Source organism: Streptomyces sp. NPDC033221 (genome assembly GCF_055577005.1).
Genome location: NZ_JBVIQN010000022.1, coordinates 124,271 through 150,299, shown reverse-complemented (window position 1 = coordinate 150,299; position 26,029 = coordinate 124,271). Strand labels below are relative to the sequence as shown.

Below are 26,029 nucleotides of genomic sequence, written 5' to 3'. Positions count from 1 at the left end.
CTGCCCCGCAACGACGCGGGCAGCAGCGGCCGGACGAACTCCCACTCGGCATCCGACAGCTCATGTCGACGTATCACCCGCCCATGATCCACCACACAAGATCATTTGAAGACACCGCCTAGGGCTGACCAATTCCGCCCCGCGCCTGGAGTGGACGGCACGACCACGCTTCCCTTTTGAGCGGCCAGGTCTGCTACCCCTTCCAGCCGCTCTGCCGAGCAGAGCGGCTGGTCGCGGTCTGCTGGTTTCCGTACCGCACCCGGCCTGGTACCGGCTCGATGCGGACGGAGCATCGGGTCTCGGCAGTCAGTCGAGGAAGCTCACTGTCTCGGCGATCGGAGCACGGTCCGTGCGGACACAGGGGCTGGCCGGGTCCGCGTAGCCCACCGACATGCCGCAGAAGAGGACGAGGGACTCGCTGGGAGACACGATCCCAGCGACCGTTCGGTGATACACCGACCATGCCATTTGTGGACAGCTGTGCAGTCCCTCAGCTCGCAGTAACAGCATGATTGTTTGCAGGTACATGCCCACATCGGCCCACTGGGCCGACCCCATGCCCCGATCGATGTACGTGAAAAAGGCGACGGGCGCGCCAAAGCAGCACCAGTTCGCGGTAGCCGCCCGATGCCGTGCGACTCGGTCGCCGCGAGAGATACCGAGAGCCCCGTACCGCTTCTCAGCAGTAGCCTGACGGCGCTCTCGGTAAGGGGATTTGAGGTCCCGTGGATACATCTCGTACTGCGGCTCGTCCCCCGGATCGTCCACGGTGGCCCGAGCGACAGCCCGCTCTTTGAGATCCGCCAGTCGCTGACCGGTTAGGACATAGGTGCGCCATGGCTGGAGATTCCCCCCGGACGGTGCCCTGGACGCTGCTGTAAGTACTCGCGCCAGCACTTCCTTGGGTACGTGATCAGAAGTGAACCCTCGCACCGCACGGCGAGTAGCCACCGCATTGTAGACATCCAACAACCTCACCTTCCTGTATCGCCCGACCCCCGTCAGGCTGCCTCTTGCGGTGGGCAGCCCATACTTCTCAACGGTTTGAAGCGATCAGAGGTGACAGCCGGGTGGTGTATTCAAGCCACCAGAGCATGGTTCGACTGTTGGCGGCTGGAATCGCCCGAGCGCGACGATCGCGGTGCCTGCCTCATCCCCCCACCACGTAGCGGTCCGACGTTCGGACGTAGTCCACGGCACCCATGCGGCCTACGGATTCCAGGCGGTCAAGGTCGACGTGGAAATCCCTTTCGTCGATCAGTCCTTCATTCACAGTGACATGAACCACTTCCCCGATGACGACGAAGTGGTCGCCGACTGGAACTACTGCCGATGTTCGGCATTCGAAGGCGATGGGCGACCCGTCGATGCGCGGTGAACCGACCCTTTTACCCGGCAGCGGCCGCAGCCCAGCGAGTTCGTATTCAGACTGTCCGTGCGGGAGGGGTTTGGCCGAAGCGCTGGCTGCTTCCGCATGCTTTTCGATCAGTACGTTGACAGTGAATTCTCCCGTTCCTCCTTCAGTGGGCACCCGCGCGTTGCGGCACGAATCCTTTTCCGTACCGTCGGCCCGTCGGCCGGCGCAGAAGAGCAGCGCCATGGGGGAATATCCGACCGCCGTATAGTAGGAGAAGGGAGCCAGGTTGACCGCACCGTGCGGGGAGACCGTGCTCACCATGGCCACCGGTCGGGGCACCACACTCCACAGCAGCAGCCGCTCGCGCTGCCGCACTGTCATGTCTGTCACGTCGATGTCCCACATCGCTCAACGATTCCCATCGCCTGCGGCCGACACCGGGTCAGGGCTAAGAAGACTGTGCGGACGCAGGTCCGTCCACTCACGGTCGATGAATGAGAGGCACTCCTCCAGCCTGGCGGTGGGCCCGGCCGGGGACCAACCTGCCGGGACCGCACGGTCCGCAGGCCAGACCGAGTACTGTCGCTCGCCGTTGATCACGACGAGATGGAGGCCGGTGACGTCGTCCGCTGTCATGAGAATTGCCTTCGTCTCGGGAGGGGGGAGGAACTTCTGCTTCCATGCCTTTCACGCAGGGCTGGGAGCGAGCTCTTCCGCATGCAGAGCGCCTCGCAGGCGGCGCAGTTCGGGGAAGGGAAGCGTGATGCGACGGATGAGGAACTCCTCGCCGGACGTTCCACCGGTTCCCTGCTGGCCTCCGACCATCTTCGACATCAGGCCGACGTGGGCGACTTTCCAGCGCCAGTAACCATTGCCGACATCGAGCAGAGCCTCGGCGACCCGGTGCAGACCCCCGCCGGCCATTCCGAGGCGGCAGATATCGGCCACGGTGTAGCACTGGCGGGCGGCACTCGCTTCGAACGCTCGGTACAACCCGCCCTCTCCACCGTCGTCTTCGAGCAGCCTGCCGAGTTCCATGAACTGCTGTGACTGAGCCCCGCTGGCCGTGCCGAGATAGGGGCGGAACTGCACGAAGTGGCGTAGCGAGAGGCGTTCGAGGACCAGCACCTGTTCGTGCAGGACGCGCAGCAGTTCGCCGGCGCGCTGGAGCAGTTCCACGCTGGTGTCCACTCCGTCGTCCGCGGGGCTGGGGGCCGACAGCAAATCCCTGGCCAGGGTCAGGTCCGCCACCGCCTGCTTGAGCCACAGCTCACAGGACTGATGGGCGACGATGAAGAAGTGTTCCGCCAGAACCACGGTCCGGTCGGCCGTCTCGGGTATCCGCGTCTTCTGGATCGACAGCAATACGTCCGTCTGGAGGTAGGAGGAGTAGCTCAGCTCGGCCATGATCAACTCCGTGTCAGTGAGTCCGGGTGGAGTGTGGTGTCGAGGAAGGCGGCGATGTCGGAGAGGAGTGGCCTGACGTGCTGGAACAGGTGGAAATGGTGCCCTTCTCGTTCGAGCAAGCTGAACGGCCCAGTGGTTATCGCAGCCCAATCGGTCAACGGGCCGGCATCCACGAGCGGGTCCTGGTTCCCGTGGTAGCAACGGACAGGGCAGGACAGGAGAGCAGTTTCCGGTTCCGGTCGGTACCCCTCATGCGCTGTGATGTCCGCACGCAGTACGGAGAGCAGCGCCTCCACCAGTTCCGGTTCGTCGGCTGCTGCTGGGTCGAACCCGCCCAGGGAACGGACAAGGGACCACAGTTCGCGGTCGGGGAGCGACCCGGCCGGAACCCGGCCTCGTGTGCCGGGGGGCGCGCAGCTCGACACCAGCAGGCCATCGGGCGCCCGGCCCAGCGTGTTGAGGGTCAGAGCGGTCTCATAGGCGACGAGGGCACCAAAGCTGTGCCCGAACAGCACGGTGGGCAGTGGCGGCAGACGTAACAGTTCGGAGGAGAGTTCTGAACCCAGCGCGCGCACATCGGTCGACAGCGGCTCCCCGAAGCGGTCTCCGTGCCCCGGATACTGTGCCGCGAGCAGTTCGACGCTAGGCGGGAGTTCAGTGGCCCAGGCTCGGTACCCGGCAGCGGTGCCGCCGGAGGGCGGGAGGCAGACGATCCTTCTGGTGGGCGGGGAGGCCCGGACGAGCGTCCGCAGGCAGTGGTCCCGGCGCGTACGAAGCATGAGGTGCTCCTCCGGTTCGGATGTGTCCATAAGCTCTCACGCCACACCGGGCCGACAGGGAGATCTTTCGGCTCTCCGTCACCGTCCCGACCGAGCACGAAAGACTTCTGACACAACTGGAGCGGGCCTGTCCGGCCGTCTGTGATGATCCGCGTACCGGGCCGGTGCCGGGCACTGTGAGCAGTGCGTTTCCTGTCTTCAGTGGGGATTGCGGACGATGAGCCGAACAGCGGTCGCTTCGCTCGACCTGACCGACTCGCGCACATTCATGGAACATGATCCATATGACTTCTTCGCCGAGGTGAGGGCGAACGAGTCCGTCTATTGGCACGCCTCCTCGGACGGACGTCCAGGCTTCTGGGTGGTGGCCGACCACACCGACGTCGTCTCCTGTTACGGCGCCCCCGAGGCCCTGGCTTCGGGCCGTGGCACCGTGCTCGACGTGCTGCTGCGAGGCACTGACACCGCGGGCGGCAGGATGCTGGCCGTCACCGATCGGCCACGCCACCGGGCGCTGCGGGCGCTGATGTGGCGCGCCCTGTCCCCGAAGGTGCTCGGCAGGGTCACCGTGCAGATCGAGGAACGCACGGCCGCACTCGTCGGCGATGCCCTGGGACCGGAGCCCTTCGACTTCGCCACCCGGATCGCCGAACACGTGCCGATGAACACCATCTGCGATCTCTTATCGATCCCCGAGGCGGAGCGGCCCGACCTGCTCCGGTGGAGCAAGGGGGCGCTGACAGGGGCCGATGAGCTCGACTCGCTGGAGTCGCGCAACGAACTCGTCCTGTACTTCATGGACCTGGCCCAGCGGCGGCGCGCCGACCCCGGTGACGACGTGGTCAGTACGATCGCCACCGGGCTGATCCAAAACGAGCCGTTGAGCCTCGAAGAGGTCGCGCTCAACTGCTACAGCTTGATCATCGGCGGGGACGAGTCCTCGCGGGTATCCGCCGTCAGTACCGTCAAGGCCCTCGCCGAGCACCCCGCGCAGTGGCGCGCCCTGCGGGCCGGCGACGTCGACCTGGATACGGCCGTGGAGGAGGCCCTGCGCTGGGCGACCCCCTCTTTCCACTTCGCTCGGACCGCCACCCGCGACCAGGTCATCGGCGGTCGGCAGGTGCGAGCGGGGGACATCGTGACGCTGTGGAACATCTCAGCCAACAATGACGAGCGCGTATTCGCCGAGCCACGCACGTTCGAGCTCTCCCGCTCCCCGAACAAACACGTCGCCCTGGGGCACGGGCCACACTTCTGCCTCGGGGCCTTTCTCGGCCGAGCCGAACTTCGCGCCCTGCTCGGCGTCCTCGCCAAGCAGGTACGAGACGTGGAGGTGACCGGGCCGGCCACCCGGATCGAGTCCACCTTCCTCAACGGCTACAGCTCGCTGCCGGTGCGCTTCCACCCGGAGTGACGGCACGGCGCACCTAGAGGACGGAAACGCAAACCGGAGAAGAGGAACGACATGCAGGTGATGGTCGACCAGACGCGCTGCGTCAGCTCGGGCATGTGTGTGCTCGCCGTGAGTGAGGTGTTCGACCAACGGGAAGAGGACGGAATCGTCCGCCTGGTCAGGGAGGACGTGCCGGACTCACTCCGAGAACGGGTACGCCGTGCCGCCGGGGTCTGCCCCTCACGGGCGATTACGGTTCGGCAGGACACGGAGGCATAGGCGGTGCCGGTCGTCCCCGGCCCGCCACTGGGCGGTCACACGCTGCTGGTCCTGCTGGTCCAGGCGGCTCTGCTGCTCGTCGTCGCGCTACTGCTCGGGCGACTCGCAGTGCGCTGCAAACTCCCCGCCGTGTGCGGGGAGTTGCTGGCCGGAGTACTGCTCGGCCCTTCCGTTGCCGGGAGGCTGGCCCCCGAGATAGACAGCTGGTTGCAGTTGTCACAGGCGCCCCAGGCCCACCTCCTCGACGCCGTAGCTCAGTTCGGGGTCATTCTCCTCGTGGCCACGACCGCTCTGGAGTTAGACCTCGCTCTGGTGCGGCGTACCGGCCGGGCGTCGCTCACCATAGGAGCCCTCGGCCTGGTGATTCCGTTGGGGCTCGGTTGCGCCTGGGCCTTCCTGGCACCGCCTGCCTTGGTCCCGGAGAGCGGCGACCGTGGTCTGTTCGCCTTCTTCTTCGGCGTGGCCCTGTGCGTCAGCGCCCTCCCAGTGATCGCCAAGATGCTGTCGGACATGCGGCTGCTGCACCGCGACATCGCCCAGTTGACTCTTGCGGTGGGCGTGGTGGACGACGTGGCCGGCTGGATGCTGCTGTCCGTGGCCTCGGCCACGGCGGCGAGCGCGCTCACCTTTGGAGCAGTCGCCGCGCCGCTGGTCCGACTGGTACTGATCACGACCTTCGCCCTGCTCCTCGGCCGTCCGGCGGTCCGATGGCTGATGATGCGGCCCGCGAGCCCGCATACCGTGATGGCCACGGCCACCGTACTGATCGTCGCATGCGCGGCGACCACGCAGGCGATGGGCATGGAAGCGTCCTTCGGAGCCCTCATCGGCGGCCTGCTGATCGGCGCCGCCGGTCCGGAGGCGAGGACGGCGCTGACTCCCCTGCGCTCCGTCACGCTGTCGGTCCTCGCCCCGCTCTACTTCGCCGAAGCGGGCCTGCGCATGGACCTGTTCGCGCTGGGCAGCCCCTTGGTCGCACTCGCTGCGCTGGGCGCACTCGCCGTCGCGATCGTGGGCAAGTTCGCCGGGGCGCTGCTCGGCTCCCGCATCGTCGGTCTCGGCCGCCCCGCCGCCTTGGTGCTCGGCGCCGGGATGAACGCACGCGGCGTCATCCAGATCATCGTGGCCGGAATCGGTCTGCGACTGGGCGTGCTGAACACTGCCGCGTACACCGTCATGGTATTGATCGCGGTCGGCACTTCGCTGATGGCACCGCTGATACTGCGCCAAGCGGTGCGCCACATCCCGGTCAACGACGGCGAGCGGGCCCGTGCCGGCCAGGACAAGGACCTGGCCGGCGCCACCTGAAGAGGCGCCCGGCGCCGGTCTACGCCGCGAAGGCGCCGAAGTCGATCGCGGCGAGGCGCTCGGGGTCGAGCAGGATCTGGATCTGCGCGATCCGGTCGTCCCGGACGGCGAAGCCCATCACCGACACCGGAACGCCGCCTCGGTCGACCAGGACGCCCGGGGAGCCGTTGACTAGGACAGCCGTCACCGTGACACCCGGCTGACGGAACAGCGCGGCCCGCTCCGCCACGAGGCGGGCACCGCGGATCGCGGCCGTGGCGGAGGCGAGCATGACGCCACCATCTGCGCGGAGTTCGACATCCGGGTCCAGAACGGCCACCAGCCCGTCGAGGTCGCCGTCGCGCGCCGCGGCGAAGAACGCGTCCACCAGCATGCGCCGAGTGGCGAAGTCGCCGCAGGAGTCAACCTCGCGAGTGCCCTTCACCCGAAGCCGCGCCCGACTGGCAAGTTTCCGAGCCGCCACCGTCGTACGTCCGATGACGGCCGCGATCTCGTCGAAGGTGAGATGGAACATGTCGTGCAGCACAAAAGCGACCCGTTCCGCGGGGCCGAGCGCGTCCAGCACGATCAGCAACGCGAGGCTGACCGAGTCGCTCAACAGCGCCTCGTCCTCCGGCCCGTGGGCAGGTTCGTGCCCGAGGACGGGGTCCGGCAGATGCACGCCGACCGGGTCCTCCGGCCTCGCGGCACGCGCCCTCAGAGTGTTCAGGCAGATTCGGCTGATCACAGTTGTCAGCCAGGCGGGGAGGTTTCCCACCTCTTCCGCGTTGCTGCGGCTCAGTCTGATCCAGGTCTCCTGGACGGCGTCCTCGGCCTCGGCGTGCGAACCCAACATCCGGTACGCGACTTTTCTGAGGTGCGGCCGGCACCCCTCGAACTGCTCTGCCAGCCGATCGTCGTCCTGCACAGTCACACTCCTCGGTCGCGACGGGTCATCACTGATGGGCGGCTAGCCAAGCCGACGTATGGACCCGACGTGGAGTACGGATGATCACTTCTTCATTGCATATCACACGGACTTCGAGGGAGGAGGTGACATGAGCATTTCTCTCACCGAATCGCAGCGGCGTCGCCTGACGCTGTTCGCGATGTGCATGGCGACGTTCATGACTTCACTCGACCTGACCATCGTGAACGTGGCGCTGCCGTCGATGCAGAGTGAACTCCACATGAGCGCCGCCGGGTTGGAGTGGGTGATCAGCGCGTACTCGCTGAGCCTGGCCGCGATCATCCCGGCCAGTGGAGCGCTCGGCGACCGGTACGGCCGCAAGCGGGTCTTTCTGACCGGCATGACCGTCTTCCTGGTCAGCGTCATCGCCTGTGCCGTGGCCTGGGACTCGGCCTCGCTCATCGCCTTCCGCGCCCTCCAGGGTGTAGGCGGCGCCGCGATGCTCGCCCTGGGCCTCTCGATCCTCACGGAGACCTATCCGAAGGAGGAGCGGGCCGGCGCGATCGGGGCCTGGGCGGCCATCGGTGGCACCGGATTCGGGGCCGGTCCCGTCGCCGGCGGAATCCTGCTCACCTACTTCAGCTGGCCGTCGGTGTTCTGGATCAACCTGCCTTTCGCGGCCCTGGGCATCGTCTGCACTGCCGTCGCGGTCCGGGAGTCGCGCAACCCCGAGGCCCGCAAGCTGGACCTGCCGGGGATCGTGCTCAGCGCCCTGGGGCTGGTCTTCCTCACGCTCGGCTTCGTCGAGTCGTCCGACCGGCCGTGGGGCGCGGCCTTGGTGGCGGTACCGCTGGCCGTCGGAGCGGTCCTGCTGGCCGCCTTCTTCTGGTGGGAGCGCCGCGCTCCGCATGCCATGCTGCCGCCGGGCCTGCTGCGGGCCCGGAGTTTCGCGAGCGCCTCGGGCATCTACATGCTGACCTACGGCGGAATGACCGGCGCACTGTTCTGGGTGACGCTGTACTTCCAGAACGTCGCGGACTGGTCGGTGCTCCGCACCGGGTTGTCCTGGCTGTTCATGAACATCCCCTTCCTGGCCATGGCCCAGTTCGGCGGGCGGCTGGACTCCCGGTTCCGTTCATCGACGGTGGCCACCTGGGGCACGCTGGTGGCCACGGTCGGCGTCTTCCTACTCAGCCAGGCGGGCACGGCCCCCTTCGCCGTCAGCGCTCTCGGATATGCGCTGTACGGCGGCGGCTTCGGCACGTTCGTACCGGCCGTGACCCACGTGGCGATGCGCGACGTACCACCCGGCACCTCGGGCGCGGCCTCCGGGGTATTGAACGCGTCCCGGCAGATCGGCTCCTCCGTGTGCCTCGCAGTGCTCGGCACCGTCGGCGTGAACGCAGCGAACTCCACCTGGCAGGACAAGGTTTCCGGGCTGGACGGAGCCGCCCGCGACGCTGCTCTTGCTCAAGGGCACAACGTGGGCAGCGGCCGGGTAGAAACCGTGGTGGACACACTCGGGGCCTCATTCCGGCAGGCCACCGTCGACTCTTTCCTGCACGGCTATCAGCTGGCCGTAATGATCGCCGCGGCCTGCACCGCCGTAGCCGCGATCCTGGCCTGGGCCGGGTTCCGGCGTCGGGCCGCGCCACCGGAGAGCGCGGCTCACCCGGATCCGGCGGACCAGAAAGACAAGGCCGCGGTGACCGGGACGCCGCGCGCGGGAAAGTGATCCGCGTCACTCTTGGCCGCTGGCCTGCGAGGGCAGGATAAGGAGGTGATCCATCCGCCAGGGCTGTGTGCCCGCGACTCATGACGTCGCGGGCGCACAGCCCTGCCTCTGGCCGGACCACCGCGTCAATGCCAGTGCGTGACCGTCCTGAGAGATCAAGTCGTTTGCGGGCGCCGGCGAGTGCTCTCCACAGGCTGCACCGCCATGGCAGCCCTGCCTCCCGGACGCATCCTTCGCCGAATTCATACGACAAAGTCACAGGATTGCCTATTTTGCTACGGGGAGACACTCTTGAGCAAAGGCGTCAAATTAATACGATGGCCCATAGAAGCCGACGCGCGGAATTACTGCAAAAGAGCAGGAATTCCCCGGCTACTCGTCGTGGAGGCTGGCAACGACGCTCCTGTCTGCGTCGACCCCACGGAGGACTGGATCAGAGCACCAGCGCCCCGCCGTGATGTCGAAGCACGGATTCAGGCACTGGCACAGCGCGCCTACGGACGGCAGACCCCCACCGTCGACTCCACCGGAATCCTCTGTTTCGGCACGGACTCGGTGGCCATCTCCAGCACACAGATCGGCATCATGGAACACTTCGTTGCCCACTACGGCGAAGTGGTCTACCGGTCGGAGCTTGAACAGCAGCTGGCCAACGACACCAAGAAGATCTCCAGAAACGCTCTCGATCTACAGATCATGCGGCTCCGCCGCCGCATCGCCTCGGTGGGTCTCAGCATCCGGACAGTTTGGGGGCGAGGCTACATTCTTGAGGCTGACGCAGCCTGACGTACACCGTGCCGTCGCAGCAGCGGGAGTCGCTCCGGAGTGTCCCTCTGCCCGCACATCACGCGGGCAGAGGACTGTCCGGCTACGAACCTCCGGGCTCAAGAACCAGCGAGCGATGCCTGGATGTCCAGCGTGATCCGCACGTTTTCACTCACCACGGCAGAGGGAACGTGCGGGGCAAGACCAAAATCCGTCCGGCTGACCGTCGTCGAGGCGCTGAGGCCGAGCACCGGCACCTTGCGCATCGGGTCGGTACCAAATCCTCCCGGCTCCGCGACCATGGTGATGGTCTTGTTCACTCCCCCCGTGGTCAACTCGCCGTCGATCAGGAACCCGTCCTCGTGCCGGCGCACCTGCGTGGAACGAAACATCAGTTCCTTGTGCTGGTCGGCCGCCAGCACGTCTTCCCCACGAATGTAACTGTCTCGGGCCGTATAGCCGGTGTCGATGCTGTCCGTCTTGATGCGGGCGGTCACTGAAGATTCTTCGACGGTCTCCCCCGTACGGATCGTGCCGTCGAAGACGTTGAAACGACCGTGTACCCGAGTCACCCCCAGATGCCGAACGGTGAACCTGACTTCGGAGTCAGATGTGTCGATCGTCCATGCCCCCACGGTGTACCCAGGGATCAGCTCGGAAACGGTTTCGGTCATGCCGCCTCTCCTCGTCGTTCGTGCGTCACACAGCCCGCGACTCACGGGTCATGAGTACGACGGACCATGGACTGGAAAGGTGACCGATGGACGCGCGCCAATCACTGGCAGCTTGCTTCGAGGAGAACCGCAAGGACCTGCTCGGGCTCTCCTATCGCATGCTCGGCTCCCGTGAGGAGGCGGAAGACGCAGTGCAGGAGACCTGGCTGCGCCTGGACCGTGCCGACACGACGGCGGTGCGGAACCTGCCGGGCTGGCTCCGGACGGTCGCCTCCCGCATCTGCCTCGACATGCTGCGCAGTCGACGCGATGGCCTTGAGGAGTACTGGGACGGTGACCGCGTGCCAGAGTCCATGACCACGAGTGCAGGCGCGGGCGACCCCGAGCATGAGGTACTCGAAGCCGAATCCGTCGGCCTCGCCCTGCTCGTCGTCCTCAACACCCTGAGCCCCCCTGAGCGGGTGGCTTTCGTGCTGCACGACATGTTCCGTGTGCCGTTCGACGAAATCGGCAAAATTCTGGACCGCAGTCAGGCCACTACCAAGAAGCTCGCCAGCCGTGCCCGGCACAAGGTACACGCCTCACGGGAGCAGCACCTGGTGGAGATGGACCAGCACCGCGAGGTGGTGGTCGCTTTCCAAGTAGCGGCCCGCACGGGGGACACCGGGATCATCGCGGCCCACCTCGCACCGGACGTGGTGCGTCGCGCCGACCGGGTCGCTTTGCCATCGGGCCGCCCGGCCAAAGTACACGGTGTCGGCTCGATCGCTCAGGAGATCAGCCGGTTCGGCGGCGCGGCGCGCTACTCCGAACCCGCTCTGATTGACGGCCGGGTCGGCTTGCTCGTCGCGCCTGGTGGCCGTCTCCACCTGGTCGTGTGCTTCCGCATCGAAGGCGGCCTGGTGAAGGAGTACGAGCTGGTGGCGGACCCCGCTCGGCTCCGGCGTCTGCGCATCAGGCTCCTCCCCTCGCCCTGAGCGCGACCCACACTCTCCGTCCCGCCGGCTGGACAGAGACCGTTCTTTCGTAAATCTTTTCCTGCCGGACAGGTCCGCTGCGGTCCGTGCCAAGGTCTGCGTGCAACGTCCAAGGATCTGGCCACACCACCAGGGCGGAAATCATGATCAAGGACATAGTGATCGTCGGCGGCGGTACGGCCGGCTGGATGACAGCCACGTACCTCAAGGCGAGTTTCGGGGACCGACTGGGCGTCACGCTCGTCGAGTCAAAAGCCGTATCGACGATCGGCGTCGGCGAGGCCACCTTCAGTACGGTGCGGAACTTCTTCCGGCACCTCGGTCTGAGCGAGCCGGAGTGGATGCCCCGCTGCCACGCCTCGTACAAGCTGGCCATTCGATTCGAGAACTGGAGGGAGAAGGGGCATTACTTCTACCACCCCTTCGAGCGTCCGCGCGTAGTCGACGGATTCTCGCTGGCCGACTGGTGGTTGCACGAAGGCCCGAGCGATCGCTTCGACCAGGACTGCTCGGTGCTGCCCACGCTCTGTGACGCCAAGCGCTCCCCCCGCCATCTCGGTGGCGGCCTGTTCGAGGAAGTCTTCGAGTCCGGGGAGGCGCGGGACATGGCCCGCGCGGTCCCGGATGGCCAAGGGACGCAGTTCCCGTACGCCTACCACTTCGACGCCACCCTCCTCGCCCAGTTCCTCAGCGAGTACGGGGTGGAACGCGGCGTGCGGCACATCCAGGACGACGTCCTGGACGTACGTCTCGACCAGGACGGCTTCATTTCCGACGTGCTGACGGAAGACCACGGGGCCATCACTGGCAGCCTGTTCGTCGACTGCACCGGCTTCCGCGGCCTGCTGTTGAACAAGGCTCTGGGCGTGCCGTTCATCTCGTACCAGGAGTCCCTGCCCAACGACAGCGCGGTCGCCCTGCGCGTACCCGTGGACGTCGGGACTCGTGGCATGCGGCCGTGCACGACCGCCACGGCCCAGGATGCCGGGTGGATCTGGACCATCCCCCTGCTCGACCGGATCGGCACCGGCTACGTCTACTCCAGCGCCTACACCACTCCTGAGGAGGCGGAACGGAGGCTGCGCGCGTTTGTCGGGCCAGAGGCCGCCGACATGTCCGCCAACCACATCAAGATGCGAATCGGCCGAAGCGCCGAGTCCTGGGTCAAGAACTGTGTCGCCATCGGCCTGTCCAGCGGCTTCGTCGAGCCACTGGAGTCCACCGGGATCTTCTTCATCCAGAACGCCGTCGAGCAACTTGTCAAACGCTTCCCCGGCACGCGGGACGACGAGCTGCTGCGCCGCTCGTACAACCGCCAGGTCGGCGACGTCATGGACGGTGTACGGGAATTCCTCTTCCTGCACTACTACGCCGCCGCCCGTTCCGACAACGAGTACTGGCGGGACGCGAAGACCCGCACCATGCCCGACGGCCTGGCCGAACGCCTCGAACAATGGCGTTCCACGCTGCCCGACGAGAACTCCGTTTTCCCACGCTTCCACGGCTTCGAACCGTATTCGTACACGGCCATGCTCCTGGGACTCGGCGGGCTCGACATCCGGCCGCTGCCCGCTCTCGGCCGGCTGGACCCGACTGCGGCCCGGCGCGAGTTCCAGCACGTTCGCACCCAGGCGTCCGCACTGGTCGACCGGCTGCCCGGACAGTACGAGTACCTCGCCCATCAGGCCGCCGGGGACGAGACCGCGGCCGGACCCCTCGTGCGAAGTGCCTGACGGCAAGGCAGGAGGTGCCGTGATCACACCCATTTCCATGGCGGGCCCCGACGGCCGCACCGCGGCCGAACCGGTCTCCGCGACCGCATACAGGACACTGATGGCGGCTTTCCCGGCCGGCGTCGCCGTAGTCACCACTGCCGACGAAGACGGACAGCAGTACGGGATGACCTGTACCGCCGTCTCCAGCGTGTCAGTCAGTCCGCCCATATTGCTGGTCTGCATCCAGCGCACCAGCCGCACCCTCGCCGTTCTCAGCAGGACCGGCGGTTTCGCCGTCAATCTGCTGGACGAGCGGGCTCGCGGGGTCGCCGAACTGTTTGCCGGCGGGGCGCTCGACCGCTTCGAGCACGTGGCGTGGACCGTGCGGCCGGAGTACGGCGGGCCGCACCTCGCCGACGACGCCCACTCCGTAGCCGACTGCCGCGTCACCAGCTCGGTCTCCGTCGCCGACCACGTGGTCGTCTTCGGCGAGGTGTGCAAAGTCACCACCTGCGACGACGCACGGCCACGCCCACTCGTCCACGGAATGCGCGAGTACTGGTCCCTCGCCCACATCCATTCCGCGCCGCATTCCCGCACCCCGTTGTCGGCCCACCCCTCGAACCCGGCCCCAGAGAGGAAGAAATGACGAGCTACGGAATATCGCTGCTGCCGGACACCGCTCCGCAGCACCGCAGCGCCGAAGACTTCTACGCCAACCTGCTGGCGGTGTCCGAGTTGTCGGAGGACCTCGGGCTGGAATACGTCAAGATGACCGAACACTACTTGCACCCCTACGGCGGGTACTGCCCCGATCCGCTCGGCTTCCTGTCCGCTGTCGCGGCACGCACCCGCAGGATCCGGCTGATGACCGGAGGCATCCAGGCCTCTTTCCACCACCCGATCCAGCTCGCGGCCCGCACCGCACAACTCGACGCGCTCAGTGGCGGCCGACTGGACGTCGGTTTCGCGCGCGCTTTCCTGCCCTATGAGTTCGACTCCTTCGGCATCGACATGGACAGCAACACGGAGCGTTTTCGCGCCACCGTGGACGCCGTCGTCCGGCTGTGGACCCAGAACGACGTGTGCGAGGAAACGCCGTTCTTCCGCTACCGGGATGCCAACTCCCTCCCGGCCCCGACCCAGGACCCGCACCCTCCCGTGTGGGCCGCCGCCCTCCTCACCCGTTCAAGTTTTGAATGGATCGGCGACTCCGGCTACAACCTTCTGATCGCCTCGGCGCCCAGCCGCGAACAGGTACCGCAGGTGCGCGAAATGATCGAGGTATACCGCGACAGGTTCACCCATGCGCCGAAGAACGCCGGCAAGCGGCCCAGCGTCGCGATCAGCGTCGCGCTGTACCTGGCCGACTCGCACGAGGAAGCGGTGGAGCAGGGCACCGCGGCACTGCGCCGGCACTGGGACACCTTCGGTTCGGCCGCCGCGTCGTGGCGTGACCGCACCTCCACGTCGTACCAGGGGTACCGCGAGGCCGTGGTGGACAGGCACCAGGCCGGCCCCAGCGAGGCCGCTGGACTGGCGGTCATCGGCTCGCCCGACCGGGCGGTCGAGCAGTTGCAGCAGATCGAGGCCGAGCTCGGGGTCGACACCGTCCTGTTCCAGCTCGACTACGGGCAGCAGCCCCTGGAGACGATGGAGCGCAGCCTGAAGCTGTTCGCTTCCGAGGTCCGCCCTCACCTGAGCGGTATCCGATGACCACGGACCCGGCCTCCCGTACGGTGCCGGAGTTCTTCGAGATACAGGCCGCGCGCACCCCGGACGCTCCCGCGGTCCTGTACAAGGACACCTCACTCACTTACCGCGCACTCAACGAGCGCGCCAACCAGCTGGCCCGGCTGCTCATCGACCGGGGCGTGGGCCCGGACACCCTGGTCGCGCTGATGGTGCCCCGCTCCCTCGAACTGGTCGTCGCGCTCCTGGCGATCCTCAAAGCCGGCGGCGCCTACCTTCCTTTCGACGCCCGGTACCCGACGGACCGCAAGGCGTTCATGGTCCAGGACGCCGCCCCGGCTCTGCTCGTGCGCGCCGGGGCGGGCTCGGCCGAGGGTCTGGGTCTGGGTCTGGACGAAGTCGTACTCGACTCTGCGGCATGTGCCGAGGCTTGCTCCCAGTACAGCACCGCGGATGTGCGCCAGGCCGAACGCTTGGAGCCGCTGTCGGACCTGCACCTCCTCTACGTGATCTACACCTCCGGCTCGACCGGGACACCGAAGGGCGTCGCGGTCACGCACGAGGGTGTCGCCGATCTGGTCGCCACCCAGGCGGACCGCTTCCGGCCTGCTCCCGGCGAGCGCGTTCTCGCCTGGGCGTCCGTCAGCTTCGACGCCGGGTTCTGGGACATCGCCCTCGCCCTGCTGCACGGGAGCACTCTGGTGGTGGCCGACGACGAGGACCTGCTGCCCGGCGACGCCCTGCACGAGACCCTGGTCAAGAACGCGATCGACCACGCGGTACTGCCACCGGCCGCGCTGAGCGTCACAGAGAGCCGGGGAGTGCTGCCCCGGGGCACGATCATGTCCACCGGTGATGCCTGTACCCCCGCGCTGCTCCGCACCTGGGCGTCGGGGCGGCGTATGTTCAACGGCTACGGACCCACAGAGGTGACGGTCGGCTGTACCATCGCCGGCCCGATCACCGAGGCGGACGGCGTGGGGATCGGCATCCCCTGGACCGGAGCGCGAGTGTACGTGCTCGACGAGCGCCTGCGGCCGGTGGCCGACGGTGAGGACGGCGAGCTGTACCTGGCCGGCTCCGGGTTGGCTCGTGGCTACGTGGGCCGTCCGGGGCTGACCGCCGCACGGTTCCTGCCCGACCCCTTCGGGCCGCCCGGCAGTCGGATGTACCGGTCCGGCGACCGCGGCCGAAAGGACGGGGACGGCCGGTTTCACTTCGCCGGCCGGATGGACGGCCAGGTGAAACTGCGGGGTTTCCGCGTCGAGGTGGGGGAGATCGAGGCCTTCCTGACCAGTCGGCCGGACATCGATCTGGCGGCGGTGGTCGTCGAGGGAACACTCGCCGACGCCCGGCTCGTCGCCTACGTCACCGCCCGCCCCGGCACCGTCGCCGACCCCGCCGATCTGCGGGCCCGGCTGACCGCCGCCCTACCGGAGTACATGGTGCCGACCCACATCCGGGTCCTCGATACCTTCCCCACGTTGCCCAACGGCAAGGTCGACCGCGGTGCCCTCGCCGCGCAGGGCGGCACCACCGCGCGGCCCCCGGCCAGCACCTCCCAGGAAGCCCGCTCGCCGGAGGACCGGCTCTACGACACGATCGCCCGGCTGCTCGGCCTGCCGAAGGCCGACCCCGAGTCGAACTTCTTCGAGTTGGGCGGCAACTCCCTGCTGGCGGGCCGGCTGATCGGCTCACTGCGCGAAGAGCTGGGGGTGCGTGTACCCATCCGGGTGGTGCTCGGCGCACGCGACCTTCGGGAAATCGCCCAGAGCCTGAACGGTTGACCACCAAGGAGGGCCGCGCCAGAGCCGCGGCCCGGCACACCAAGGAATGGAGAGTCCCGTGACTCAGGAGTTGGTCCAGTTCCCCATCCTGAAGGAGTCGGCCTGCCCCTTCGACCCGCCGTCCACCATGCGCGCGCTCGACGACCCGGTGCGGGTCAGGCTCTGGGACGGCAGCACCCCGTGGCTGATCACCGGGTACGACCTCGGACGCAAGCTCCTGGTCGATCCCAGGGTCAGCGCCGACTCGACCAAGCCCGGTTACCCGCATTTCGACCTGGGCAGCCGCGAGCGCCGCAAGGACGGCCGCTCTTTCGTGGCCATCGACGACCCGGAGCATGCCCGCCAGCGCCGCATGGTGTCCTCGCCCTTCGCCATTCGTACCGTGGAGGCGCTCAGGGGCGACGTCACCGCCATCGTCAACGGGCTCATCGACGACCTGCTCGCCGGCCCCAATCCGGCCGACCTCGTCAGCCGGTTCGCCTTCCCCACCTCCACCCAGGTGATCTGCCGCATGCTCGGCGTGCCCTACGCCGACCACGAGTTCTTCCAGGAACAGAGCACCATGATGCTGCACCGCGACAGCTCACCCGAGGTGGTGGTGGGCGCTCAGGAGGCGCTGCGCGGCTACCTCAGGGAACTGATCGAACGGCAGCTGGAGCAACCTGCGGACGGCTTGATCTCCTCGGTGATCGAGACCCAGGTACGCGCTGGCGAACTGAGCCCCGAGCAGCTGTCGTACATCTCCATGACGCTGCTCGTCGCCGGCCTGGAAACCACCGGGAACATGATCGCTCTGGGCACTCTGGCCCTGCTGCGCAACCCCGACCAGTTGGCGCTCCTGCAGAAGACCGAGGACCCGGCGCTGATCAACCGCGCGGTCGATGAACTGATCCGCTACCTCAACATCTCGCACTCCGGACGCCGGCGTGTGGCCTTGGAGGACATCACCGTCGGAGAGATCACCATCCGCGCCGGAGAGGGGATCATTTTGGCCAGCGAGCTGGCGAACCGGGATCCGGAGAACTTCCCCGACCCCGACCGCCTGGACATCACCCGGGACGCCGCGCACCACCTGGCCTTCGGCTTTGGCCCACACCACTGCCTCGGCCGCCCGCTCGCCACCCTGGAACTGCAGGTTGTCTACGGCACGCTCTACCGGCGCATCCCCACCCTGCGTCTCGCCATCGACTTCGCCGACGTCCCGTTCAAGTACGACGGTGTGGCCTACGGCGTCCGTGAGCTTCCGGTGGCCTGGTAGCCCGGCCCGAGTCCGCCCCGTCTCAGGAGGAGCACATCATGCACGACCCTCGAACGGCCGGCCCCGCGACGAGGAGCGGCATCGTGGTGGTCGGGGCCGGGCTGGCCGGCCCGGTCGCCGCGATGTACCTGGCCCGGCGATTCGGCCGGGTCACCGTGCTGGAACGGCACGCCGATCCCCGTCATCTCCCGGCCGGGCAGGGCCGGTCCCTCATGGTCATCCTGTCGCATCGAGGATGGCGCGTGCTGCGCGAACTCGGTCTGGAGGAGGCCGTACGCCGGATGTGCGTACCGCTCACGGCCCGCTGCGGACACTTGCCGGACGGCTCCACCGTGGTGACCCCCTACAGCCGTGACGGAGCACCGATCTGGGCGATCGAGCGGCACCGGTTGCACCGCCTCCTCCTCGACGCGGCCGAGGCCGAACCGGGAGTGGACTTCCACTTCGAACGCCCGGTCCTCGCCGTCGATCTCCAGGCGCCGGCGTTGTTGGTGCGGGCCGAGACCGCCGAGCGATGGATCCGCTGTCGGCACGTCATCGGCTGCGACGGTGTCCACTCGGTGGTTCGCGCCTCCCTGGTCGAGCACGGTGCCCACGAGCAGGTCAGCACTCTGGAACTGGCCTACCAGGAGATCGAACTCGACCTGCCGGCCTGCGATCGCGGGCTCATGCACTACTGGCCGGCCGGTGACGCACTCTTCGGGGCGTTCCCCCTGGTCTCCTCCCCGCGGTTCGCGGGCTCGGTGTTCTTCCGGAAGGACGGCCCCGCCCCCTCCTACGCCGCCGCGACCGGCGGCCGCGCACTGGCCCGGCAGTTCGCCGAGGTCTTCCCCGACCTGCCCGGCGGCGTTCCGGACCTGGAGGAGCAGCTGGCCACCAAACCGATCTCCACCGTGCGGCTGACCCGTTGCGACGCATGGACCTCGGGTGGCCGGGCCGTACTCGTCGGCGACTCCTGCCATGCCATGGCGCCCTTCATGGGACAGGGCATGAACTGTGCCTTCGAAGACGTCCGCACACTTGTGAGCTGCCTGGACCGGGAAGGCGACTGGCAGCGGGCTTTCGCGGCCTACGAACAGGCTCGGAAGAACGACGGCGACGCGATCGCCGACATCTCCTACCAGCACTACCGCACCATGTCCCGGCTGCCGGACCCACGGCACGAGGCCGAAGAGGCCGTGGCCAGGCGGCTGGTGGACCTGATGCCGGACCGGTTCGTCCCCCTATACGAGCGCTGCGCGTTCAGCGAGGAGAGCTACAGCTCCGCACTCGCCGAGGAAAGAAGGCTGCGGGACCTGTCCCAGCGGATACTCAGCCGGCACGGCTCCACCGCCGCCGATCTGCCTGATCAGCAACTCCGCGCGGCCGTGCCTGCCCAGTGAGCCAACACCGCATGTCAGATGTGTCCGTTCAAGAGATGAGTGCCGGGAGGGCACAGTGATTCTGGTCGCTTTCAGGTCGCGTTTCTCCGAGCAGGTCGACGACGCGTACGGGACAACGGAGGATCACCTGGCGAAGAAGGTGCGGGAGATGGCCGGCGAGGATCTGGTCCACCTCAAGAACTACGTGGCTGAGGACGGCGAGCGCCTGGCCCTCGTGTGGTGGCGGAACCCCGAGACCCTGGAAAAATGGCGCAACGACCCCGAACACCAGGACGCACAGCAGCTCGGCCGCGACAAGTGGTACGAATTCTTCGAACTCAGCATTACCGAGGTTGTCCGCACCAGCTCCAGCAAAGCTCCCGAGGAGTACCCGGCGCCCTGAGCCGTGGCGCGGGGCCGCCGGTCACAGCGCGGCGAGCACCGCACGGGTCACCTGCCGCGTGCTCAGCGAACCACCGAGATCAGGAGTGACGCGCCCGGCCGCGATCGATCCGGTGACTGCGGAATCGATCGCGGCCGCCTCAACCTCGTACCCCAAGTGCCTGATGAGCAATGCAGCGGTGAGCAGACACGCGAAGGGGTTCGCCACGCCCTCCCCCGCGATATCCGGAGCCGAGCCATGTACCGGCTCAAATAAGCCGAACCCAGTCTCGGGGTTGAGGTTCGCCGACGGCGCCAGACCCAAACCGCCGGCCAGAGCAGCCGCCAGATCGCTCAGAATGTCGCCGTACGAGTTACTCGCCACGATCACGTCGAAGCGGTCCGGTTCGGTGACAATCTTCATCGCCGCAGTGTCGATGTAGAGGTGCCTGTTAGCCGTTCCGGAATGGCGTTCCGTGGTGTGCTGCCAGCACTCCTGCCACAGGCGGCCGCCAGCCCGTACCGCATTGGCCTTGTCCACCAGGCAGACTTCACGGCGCGCCACGGAGAACGCAAAGTCCAGAATCCTGGAAACGCCGTGCCATGTGTTGACGTCCGCGTCGATGGCCACCTCCTGCGGCGAAGACACACGGAGGTTGCCGCCGACGCCGCTGTAAAGGCCCTCGGTGTTCTCCCGGACGATCACACAGTCAAGTGTGCGCCTCGCTGGATCCCTCAGCGGGCTGAGCCGGTCGTGCCACAACCGGACCGGACGACAGTTCGCATACAAATCGAACGAGAGTCGTAGACGCAGCAGCACGCTACGTACATAATCGGTCTCTTCCACATCGGGCCGCCCGATGGCCCCCAGCAGGATTGCGGAACTCGCGGATACGCGCGACAGATCCGCCTCACTCAATGCATGGCCTTCTCGACGATAGCGATCCGCATTTATGTGGTCCAGTACATCGATCGACAGGCCGGTGTCCAGGGCATCCAGTACCTGGAGCGCAGACTCGATCACTTCAGGACCGATGCCGTCGCCAGGTACGACGGTGATGGAATTCAAGGGCCACCTTCTCCGGAGTTGGAAGAGGGAACATCCGCCGACCGATCGACGACCTGGGCACGGCGTAGGGAGAGGCTAGGCGTCTAGGCTCCGATGACCACTCGCTTCTGTCATGGATCGTTCGCCATCCTGCCTGGACGCACAGCGCGCCCCGGCCGGCGAGTCACGCACGACAACTGACGCACCGCCCCTGAACCTCAGGAGCCCCCTGCACCTGCGAGCGACCCGTGAGCCGCCCCCCCCCCACGAGCACTCCTACCTTGATCACGAGAGGGGGCGTTACATGGCGGAACAGCCACCACCGCGGCAGGGACACGATCAGCCCCCGGGCCATTCGCAGAGAAGCTCGCCAGAGCCTGCATGACATGCCGGTGATGCCGCACCCGTTCGCCCGGGAGACGAGGGCGAGAGCTTCGGTGCACCCCCACCGCCAGCTGGCCGATCGCCACCGGCGCGGCTGGAGGAGACCGCCCCTGATCGCCGCCCTCCTGATCACGATCTTCACTTCGGAGAAGCCACACTCAGGGTGCTCTGCATCCGCCGGGTTCTCCCCTGGAGGGACACAGGGGCATGTCGCTCGGCCGCCTCGGAGCCTTGGAGGTTGTGGCCACGGTTTTGGTTGTGAGGCAGGTCGCACAGGTTCTGTGGTCGGGCAGAGATGGCGGCGAGTCGATGCTCGGTTCAGACAGGCCGTCTTCCACGGAGCCGTGGGAGCATCGACTACGTCTCCCACCCCGGCGCCGCCCCAAAACCCCAGGTCACCAGGGCCCCGGAGGCTCGACCAGGCCGCACAAGCCCGCGTTTGCCTCACCGCACCGAGGCAAACGCCTCACGCAAACGATCCCTTCAACCGCGTTTTCGCAGGTCAGATCGATTTTGCTGGTGGGGCGGGTGGGACTCGAACCTAAACGGGTGGGCCATCTCACCTGCGGTTTCGTCGAGCAATCGGACATATCTATCCGATTCGATCCTGCTTCGCCCTCTCGGGTCCTGATCAGTCCGGCACGGTGAGGCAATTGCCTCACCAGTTTTGAGTTCTCATGCGGAGCTCGTGACGTTCCGGTCGAGACGGCGAAGCTCCGCCGCGAAGCGCACACAACACGCGGACGGGCGGACCGCCTCAAAACTGCAGGGTCGACTCTCCCAGCGGCTACGCGCAGTATCCCCTCGCCAGACTCGGGCCGCGACCATGCACCGCGCCCACTCAGCCAGCATCCGTCACCGAACATCGGCTGTCGCCACGTGACAGCCCTCAACACCAGGAGAGGCGACACCCTGTGGTGAGGTCATTTCGCTGACCTTCACCAACGACACCGAGCACGACCACCGCGGGGCGAAACCGGCTCCGGGTCGGCCAATTACATAGTCCGAATGCGGAGTAGAAGCTGCACCAAACCTCCGCCTCAATCACCCAAGCCCCCTGCGCCCTTCAGCTCTCCTCGCAAGAGGCCGACGACATCGAGGATGCATGTCCACCGCCTGCAGGTAGTAGCGTGATCAGGTCACTAAACCTCCGCCTCGAACACCCCTCGTAGGACGAAATGTCGGAGTTCTCGAAAGTGAGTAAGAGACCGCGATCCGCCAGGTAAAACCGCTGGTCGCGGCCTGTGGTCCCCGCGCGTGCGGGGCTGTTCCCTGGGGCGTTGGAGACGTGGCGGTCGGCACGAAGTGGTCCCCGCGCGTGCGGGGCTGTTCCCAGCCCGTCCTCCTGCGGTGGAAGCTTCTTCTCGTGGTCCCCGCGCGTGCGGGGGTGATCCCGCGGCTCGGGCCTGGGCGATGGTGTCGGCGTAGTGGTCCCCGCGCGTGCGGGGGTGATCCCTGGTGAGCCATTGAACCTCTATAAGCAGTCTGTGGTCCCCGCGCGTGCGGGGGTGATCCCTCGGCATCCGGGGCCGCATCACCCACCAGGGAGTGGTCCCCGCGCGTGCGGGGGGGGGTGATCCCGCCACCGCCGCCGAGCGGGAGCGGCAGCGCGCGTGGTCCCCGCGCGTGCGGGGCTGTTCCCGTGTCCCGCTCGGCCTGCCGCTGCGCGACCTTGTGGTCCCCGCGCGTGCGGGGCTGTTCCCCGTGGGGCGCTGCCGGTCGGGGCCCGGCGCAGGGGTCCCCGCGCGTGCGGAGCGGTCCCGCGTTGCCGACGTTGCGCGGGTCGCCGCTCCGATGGTCCCCACCTGCACGGGGCTGCTCCGAACGCCACGGAAGGCCGGACCTTCGGTGCACCCTCGTCATCGGCCAACCGATCGTCGCCCACGCGATGGGAAGACCTGCCGCCACCTGACCGCTGACCGCCCGGCCTCACCGGCAGCCGCTGGGACTCATCGGCCGAAGCTATCCTCCGGCGCCGCGTCGTCATCGTGGACGGCGGCCCCGCCGCCTTTCGGCGCTTGCCAGGAAGGGCGGGCACGTCGCATCGCCGCTCTTGGGGCCGTGACGGTTGTGGAAGGCGGCTGTGGGATGGGCGACACAGGTCCGGGCCGCGTGGAGATCACGATACGTTCTTGTTCGATCCGGGTGGGGAGTCTTACGTAACGGCCGTGGGAGCATCGACTACGTCTCCCACCCCGGCGCCACTCCAAAACCCCAGGTCACCAGGGCCCCGGAGGCTCGACCAGGCCGCACAAGCCCGCGTTTGCCTCACCGCACCGAGGCAAACGCCTCACGCAAACGATCCCTTCAACCGCGTTTTCGCAGGTCAGATCGATTTTGCTGGTGGGGCGGGTGGGACTCGAACCCACGGCCGACGGATTATGAGTCCGCTGCTCTAACCGGCTGAGCTACCGCCCCGAAACGGCGCGCCGCGCACATTTGTGCGCGCCGTCTGCCGCAGCATAGCCGCTCATACGATCTGTTGCGCGGGTGGGTCCGCGATGGGCTGCCATGCTCGTCCAAGAGGACTTCGACCACCGGGTGTTCGGTTCCACCGCACAGGAAAAAGGACCCCCGTGGGGGTCCTCTTCCGTCCTGCTCCCCCGACTGGACTCGAACCAGTAACCCTCCGGTTAACAGCCGAATGCTCTGCCAATTGAGCTACAGGGGACCGAGCTCCCCCGACTGGACTCGAACCAGTAACCTGCCGGTTAACAGCCGGCTGCTCTGCCAATTGAGCTACAGGGGAATGCTCTGTGTGCCTCGAATGCACTCCGTTCCGGGGGCTCCGGACGGGCGTGCGCTCGCTGCTGCACATACATTAGCGCAAGCAGGGGGGTGCTCCGCCAATCGGTATGGCCGCGGGTGGTCCCGGATGATCTTCTGGTCCGTGGGTACGCGGGCAGCACGGACCGGCGGGCCCATGCACAGCGCGCGCGAGCGAGACCGACGAGAGGGAGAGGTGGAGCGACGATGCGCTACCGGCTGACGTTCATCACGGGACTGGCCATCGGGTACGTGCTCGGCACCAAGGCGGGCCGCGAGCGGTACGAGCAGCTCCGCAAGAGTGCCCGGCGGATCGCGCAGAACCCGGCTGTACGCAACACCGCGGAGTCCGCCGCACTCGGCGGCCGCGAGGTGGCCACCAAGGCGTTCGACAAGGTGTCCGCCAAGGTGGGCGACCGGATGCCGGGGCCGGTGGCCGACCGCATCCGCGCGCTGCGCGAGCAGCGCGGCACCGGTGAGGACGACTGGGGTACGAGCAACACCTGACCCCGGTACCGCGCGGGCGGCCGGGGCCGGCCGTCCGCGTCCGCCGTCCTGCCCCGGGGGTGTGAACCTGGCGGCCGTCACGTCCCGTCCATGGGGCATCATCTGGGGGCATGGGGATAGTCGCCGGGCTGGACAGTTCGTCCGAGAGCACACGGATCGTCGTCTGCGACGCGGACACAGGTGCCGTCATCAGGCAGGGGTACGCGCCGCACCCCGCCGAAAAGGGACACGAGATCGACCCGCAGGCGTGGCTGATGTCACTCGGCGAGGCCGCGGGCAACGGGCTTCTGGAGGGCGTACAGGCGATCGGGGTGTCCGCGCAGCAGCACGGGATGCTGCCGCTGGACGCCGACGGCGCCCTCGTACGGGCCGCGCTGGTCGGCAACGACCGGCGGGCGCAGAGCGCCGCGGCCGATCTGATCGACTCGCTCGGCGGCCGGGCCGCCTGGACGCAGGCCGTCGGCGCCGTCCCGCACGCCGCCCAGCCGCTGACCAAGCTGCGCTGGCTGGCGCGCAACGAACCGGCGAACGCGGCGCGCGTCGCCGAGGTCCTGCAGCCGCACGACTGGCTGGTGTGGCAGCTGCTGGGGCGGCCCGCCCGGCGCACGACGGACCGGGGCGGTGCCTCGGGTACCGGGTACTGGTCGGCTGCGACCGGCGCGTACCGGCCCGACCTGGTGGAGCTGGCGCTCGGGCACCAGGTGCGGCTGCCGGAGGTGCTGGGGCCGTCCGGCACCGCCGGGTTCACGCCGGAAGGGCTGCTGATCTCCGCCGGTACGGGCGAGACGATGGCCGCCGCCTTCGGGCTGGGGGTCGGCGCGGGCGACGCGGTGGTGTCGCTGGGCGCCTCGGGCTCGGTCTTCGGCATCCACCACGAGGCGCTGGCGGACTCCAACGGCACGATCACCTCGTTCGCGGACGCTACGGGAATGCACCTGCCGGTGGTGCACACGAGCAACGCGGTACGGGTGCTGCGCGGCACGGCCGAGATGCTGGGCACCGATCTGCCGGGGCTGTCCGAGCTGGCGCTGAAGTCGACGCCCGGCTCGTACGGCATGGTGCTGCTGCCGTACCTGGAGGGCGAGCGGACGCCGCACCTGCCGCACACGGCGGGATCGCTGCACGGGCTGCGGCGCGAGAGCATGAAGCCGGAGCATCTGGCGCGGGCGGCCTTCGAGGGCATGCTGTGCGGGCTCGCGGACGCGCTGGACGTGCTGCGCGGGCGCGGCGTCGAGGTGCACCGGGTGTTCCTGCTGGGCGCGGCGGCCGAGCTGGGTGCCGTGCAGGCGGCGGCGCCGGGACTGTTCGGGGCGCAGGTCGTGGTGCCGCAGCCGGCGGACTACGCGGCGCTGGGCGCGGCGCGGCAGGCTGCCTGGGCGCTGGGCGCGGCGCACGGCACGCTGGCCCCGCACGAGCCGCCGCGCTGGCCCGCGGCGGCCAGCCAGGTATTCGAGCCGGGTGAGGACCTGCCGGTCGGGCAGGCGGTGCGCCAGCAGTACATCGCGGTGCGGGAGGAGAGCTACGCAGGGGCGTTCATGTCCGCGCAATAGGGTCGCCGGTCGCGCCC

General features: G+C 67.7%; 23 protein-coding genes, 3 tRNA genes and 1 CRISPR repeat array. Of the genes, 15 read left to right on the top strand and 11 right to left on the bottom strand.

Annotated elements, in window-relative coordinates; translation table 11 throughout:
* Positions 1 to 306: 306 nt before the first annotated feature.
* The 5 genes from ACZ53K_RS26750 to ACZ53K_RS26730 all read right to left on the bottom strand — a co-directional run bounded on the left by ACZ53K_RS26750 (position 307) and on the right by ACZ53K_RS26730 (position 3,543).
* Positions 307 to 969, bottom strand: coding sequence for a nitroreductase (locus ACZ53K_RS26750; RefSeq protein WP_468841198.1), 663 nt, complete (start codon positions 967 to 969; stop codon positions 307 to 309).
* A 181-nt stretch (positions 970 to 1,150) separates the two neighbouring features.
* Positions 1,151 to 1,762, bottom strand: a complete 612-nt coding sequence (locus ACZ53K_RS26745; protein ID WP_468841196.1) for a flavin reductase family protein — start codon at positions 1,760 to 1,762, stop codon at positions 1,151 to 1,153.
* Positions 1,763 to 1,765: 3 nt separating this feature from the next.
* Positions 1,766 to 1,993 carry an MbtH family protein gene (locus ACZ53K_RS26740; protein WP_468841194.1) on the bottom strand — a complete coding sequence of 76 codons (228 nt, stop codon included), beginning with the start codon at positions 1,991 to 1,993 and terminating at the stop codon, positions 1,766 to 1,768.
* 51 nt (positions 1,994 to 2,044) lie between these two features.
* Entirely contained in the window at positions 2,045 to 2,764 is a 720-nt protein-coding gene (locus tag ACZ53K_RS26735; protein WP_468841192.1) for a tryptophan 2,3-dioxygenase family protein, read from the bottom strand.
* 2 nt (positions 2,765 to 2,766) lie between these two features.
* Positions 2,767 to 3,543, bottom strand: a complete 777-nt coding sequence (locus ACZ53K_RS26730; protein ID WP_468841190.1) for a thioesterase II family protein — start codon at positions 3,541 to 3,543, stop codon at positions 2,767 to 2,769.
* A 217-nt stretch (positions 3,544 to 3,760) separates the two neighbouring features.
* Here ACZ53K_RS26730 and ACZ53K_RS26725 point away from each other — a divergent pair, with 217 nt between their 5' ends.
* The 3 genes from ACZ53K_RS26725 to ACZ53K_RS26715 are packed head-to-tail and all read left to right on the top strand — an operon-like array spanning position 3,761 to position 6,523.
* Positions 3,761 to 4,957: a cytochrome P450 gene (locus tag ACZ53K_RS26725; RefSeq protein ID WP_468841188.1), complete on the top strand. Its 1,197-nt coding sequence runs from the start codon at positions 3,761 to 3,763 to the stop codon at positions 4,955 to 4,957.
* Between the two features lie 51 nt (positions 4,958 to 5,008).
* Entirely contained in the window at positions 5,009 to 5,215 is a 207-nt protein-coding gene (locus ACZ53K_RS26720; RefSeq protein WP_468841186.1) for a ferredoxin, read from the top strand.
* Positions 5,216 to 5,218: 3 nt separating this feature from the next.
* Positions 5,219 to 6,523 (top strand): cation:proton antiporter, encoded by a 1,305-nt coding sequence (locus tag ACZ53K_RS26715; protein ID WP_468841184.1) that lies wholly within the window; start codon positions 5,219 to 5,221, stop codon positions 6,521 to 6,523.
* 19 nt (positions 6,524 to 6,542) lie between these two features.
* Here the strand turns inward: ACZ53K_RS26715 and ACZ53K_RS26710 are convergent, their stop codons facing one another.
* A complete protein-coding gene (locus ACZ53K_RS26710) occupies positions 6,543 to 7,430 on the bottom strand; it encodes a sigma-70 family RNA polymerase sigma factor (RefSeq protein ID WP_468841181.1) in 888 nt (295 codons plus the stop codon).
* Between the two features lie 130 nt (positions 7,431 to 7,560).
* Here ACZ53K_RS26710 and ACZ53K_RS26705 point away from each other — a divergent pair, with 130 nt between their 5' ends.
* Together ACZ53K_RS26705 and ACZ53K_RS26700 are read left to right on the top strand one after the other, a co-directional pair.
* On the top strand, positions 7,561 to 9,147 hold the full coding sequence (locus ACZ53K_RS26705; RefSeq protein ID WP_468841179.1) for an MFS transporter: 1,587 nt from the start codon (positions 7,561 to 7,563) through the stop codon (positions 9,145 to 9,147).
* Positions 9,148 to 9,438: 291 nt separating this feature from the next.
* The gene (locus ACZ53K_RS26700; protein ID WP_468841177.1) at positions 9,439 to 9,933 is read left to right on the top strand and encodes a helix-turn-helix domain-containing protein; all 495 of its coding nucleotides are present in this window, start codon (positions 9,439 to 9,441) and stop codon (positions 9,931 to 9,933) included.
* A 98-nt stretch (positions 9,934 to 10,031) separates the two neighbouring features.
* On the opposite strand, the gene ACZ53K_RS26695 is transcribed toward ACZ53K_RS26700, so the two are convergent.
* Positions 10,032 to 10,586 (bottom strand): YceI family protein, encoded by a 555-nt coding sequence (locus ACZ53K_RS26695; protein WP_468841175.1) that lies wholly within the window; start codon positions 10,584 to 10,586, stop codon positions 10,032 to 10,034.
* An 86-nt stretch (positions 10,587 to 10,672) separates the two neighbouring features.
* On the opposite strand from ACZ53K_RS26695, the gene ACZ53K_RS26690 reads away from it, so the two are divergent.
* The 8 genes from ACZ53K_RS26690 (at position 10,673) to ACZ53K_RS26655 (ending at position 19,779) form a co-directional block, all read left to right on the top strand.
* On the top strand, positions 10,673 to 11,563 hold the full coding sequence (locus ACZ53K_RS26690; protein ID WP_468841173.1) for a sigma-70 family RNA polymerase sigma factor: 891 nt from the start codon (positions 10,673 to 10,675) through the stop codon (positions 11,561 to 11,563).
* 143 nt (positions 11,564 to 11,706) lie between these two features.
* Positions 11,707 to 13,296 carry a tryptophan halogenase family protein gene (locus tag ACZ53K_RS26685; RefSeq protein ID WP_468841171.1) on the top strand — a complete coding sequence of 530 codons (1,590 nt, stop codon included), beginning with the start codon at positions 11,707 to 11,709 and terminating at the stop codon, positions 13,294 to 13,296.
* A gap of 19 nt (positions 13,297 to 13,315) precedes the next feature.
* Positions 13,316 to 13,927 (top strand): flavin reductase family protein, encoded by a 612-nt coding sequence (locus tag ACZ53K_RS26680; protein WP_468841169.1) that lies wholly within the window; start codon positions 13,316 to 13,318, stop codon positions 13,925 to 13,927.
* On the top strand, positions 13,924 to 14,994 hold the full coding sequence (locus ACZ53K_RS26675) for an LLM class flavin-dependent oxidoreductase (RefSeq protein WP_468841167.1): 1,071 nt from the start codon (positions 13,924 to 13,926) through the stop codon (positions 14,992 to 14,994). Before ACZ53K_RS26680 ends, ACZ53K_RS26675 begins: the two co-directional genes overlap by 4 nt.
* A complete protein-coding gene (locus ACZ53K_RS26670) occupies positions 14,991 to 16,757 on the top strand; it encodes a non-ribosomal peptide synthetase (RefSeq protein WP_468841165.1) in 1,767 nt (588 codons plus the stop codon). Before ACZ53K_RS26675 ends, ACZ53K_RS26670 begins: the two co-directional genes overlap by 4 nt.
* A 46-nt stretch (positions 16,758 to 16,803) precedes the next feature.
* Positions 16,804 to 18,015 (top strand): cytochrome P450, encoded by a 1,212-nt coding sequence (locus ACZ53K_RS26665; RefSeq protein ID WP_468841163.1) that lies wholly within the window; start codon positions 16,804 to 16,806, stop codon positions 18,013 to 18,015.
* Positions 18,016 to 18,053: 38 nt separating this feature from the next.
* On the top strand, positions 18,054 to 19,397 hold the full coding sequence (locus ACZ53K_RS26660) for an FAD-dependent oxidoreductase (protein WP_468841161.1): 1,344 nt from the start codon (positions 18,054 to 18,056) through the stop codon (positions 19,395 to 19,397).
* A gap of 55 nt (positions 19,398 to 19,452) precedes the next feature.
* Complete coding sequence (locus tag ACZ53K_RS26655) at positions 19,453 to 19,779, top strand: antibiotic biosynthesis monooxygenase family protein (protein WP_468841160.1); 327 nt, start codon at positions 19,453 to 19,455, stop codon at positions 19,777 to 19,779.
* Positions 19,780 to 19,800: 21 nt separating this feature from the next.
* Here ACZ53K_RS26655 and ACZ53K_RS26650 read toward each other — a convergent pair whose 3' ends face one another.
* From ACZ53K_RS26650 to ACZ53K_RS26635, 4 genes are all read right to left on the bottom strand, one after another.
* Complete coding sequence (locus tag ACZ53K_RS26650; protein WP_468841158.1) at positions 19,801 to 20,826, bottom strand: isocitrate/isopropylmalate dehydrogenase family protein; 1,026 nt, start codon at positions 20,824 to 20,826, stop codon at positions 19,801 to 19,803.
* Positions 20,827 to 22,433: 1,607 nt separating this feature from the next.
* A CRISPR array of direct repeats spans positions 22,434 to 22,705; the repeat unit is 29 nt; unit sequence GTGGTCCCCGCGCGTGCGGGGCTGTTCCC.
* Positions 22,706 to 23,530: 825 nt separating this feature from the next.
* Positions 23,531 to 23,607: transfer RNA gene (locus tag ACZ53K_RS26645), tRNA-Ile, on the bottom strand.
* Positions 23,608 to 23,787: 180 nt separating this feature from the next.
* Positions 23,788 to 23,860 (bottom strand) — tRNA-Asn (locus ACZ53K_RS26640).
* 5 nt (positions 23,861 to 23,865) lie between these two features.
* Positions 23,866 to 23,938, bottom strand: a tRNA-Asn gene (locus tag ACZ53K_RS26635).
* Positions 23,939 to 24,162: 224 nt separating this feature from the next.
* Here ACZ53K_RS26635 and ACZ53K_RS26630 point away from each other — a divergent pair.
* A complete protein-coding gene (locus tag ACZ53K_RS26630) occupies positions 24,163 to 24,462 on the top strand; it encodes a YtxH domain-containing protein (RefSeq protein ID WP_468841156.1) in 300 nt (99 codons plus the stop codon).
* 110 nt (positions 24,463 to 24,572) lie between these two features.
* Positions 24,573 to 26,012, top strand: coding sequence for an FGGY family carbohydrate kinase (locus ACZ53K_RS26625; protein WP_468841154.1), 1,440 nt, complete (start codon positions 24,573 to 24,575; stop codon positions 26,010 to 26,012).
* The last annotated feature ends 17 nt before the right edge of the window (positions 26,013 to 26,029 follow it).

Coding starts and splice junctions, on each gene's coding strand:
- ACZ53K_RS26745 (WP_468841196.1), bottom strand. CDS start 1,762: ATGTGGGACATCGACGTGACAGACATGACAGTGCGGCAGCGCGAGCGG.
- ACZ53K_RS26740 (WP_468841194.1), bottom strand. CDS start 1,993: ATGACAGCGGACGACGTCACCGGCCTCCATCTCGTCGTGATCAACGGC.
- ACZ53K_RS26735 (WP_468841192.1), bottom strand. CDS start 2,764: ATGGCCGAGCTGAGCTACTCCTCCTACCTCCAGACGGACGTATTGCTG.
- ACZ53K_RS26730 (WP_468841190.1), bottom strand. CDS start 3,543: ATGCTTCGTACGCGCCGGGACCACTGCCTGCGGACGCTCGTCCGGGCC.
- ACZ53K_RS26725 (WP_468841188.1), top strand. CDS start 3,761: ATGAGCCGAACAGCGGTCGCTTCGCTCGACCTGACCGACTCGCGCACA.
- ACZ53K_RS26720 (WP_468841186.1), top strand. CDS start 5,009: ATGCAGGTGATGGTCGACCAGACGCGCTGCGTCAGCTCGGGCATGTGT.
- ACZ53K_RS26705 (WP_468841179.1), top strand. CDS start 7,561: ATGAGCATTTCTCTCACCGAATCGCAGCGGCGTCGCCTGACGCTGTTC.
- ACZ53K_RS26695 (WP_468841175.1), bottom strand. CDS start 10,586: ATGACCGAAACCGTTTCCGAGCTGATCCCTGGGTACACCGTGGGGGCA.
- ACZ53K_RS26690 (WP_468841173.1), top strand. CDS start 10,673: ATGGACGCGCGCCAATCACTGGCAGCTTGCTTCGAGGAGAACCGCAAG.
- ACZ53K_RS26685 (WP_468841171.1), top strand. CDS start 11,707: ATGATCAAGGACATAGTGATCGTCGGCGGCGGTACGGCCGGCTGGATG.
- ACZ53K_RS26675 (WP_468841167.1), top strand. CDS start 13,924: ATGACGAGCTACGGAATATCGCTGCTGCCGGACACCGCTCCGCAGCAC.
- ACZ53K_RS26670 (WP_468841165.1), top strand. CDS start 14,991: ATGACCACGGACCCGGCCTCCCGTACGGTGCCGGAGTTCTTCGAGATA.
- ACZ53K_RS26665 (WP_468841163.1), top strand. CDS start 16,804: ATGGAGAGTCCCGTGACTCAGGAGTTGGTCCAGTTCCCCATCCTGAAG.
- ACZ53K_RS26660 (WP_468841161.1), top strand. CDS start 18,054: ATGCACGACCCTCGAACGGCCGGCCCCGCGACGAGGAGCGGCATCGTG.
- ACZ53K_RS26630 (WP_468841156.1), top strand. CDS start 24,163: ATGCGCTACCGGCTGACGTTCATCACGGGACTGGCCATCGGGTACGTG.
- ACZ53K_RS26625 (WP_468841154.1), top strand. CDS start 24,573: ATGGGGATAGTCGCCGGGCTGGACAGTTCGTCCGAGAGCACACGGATC.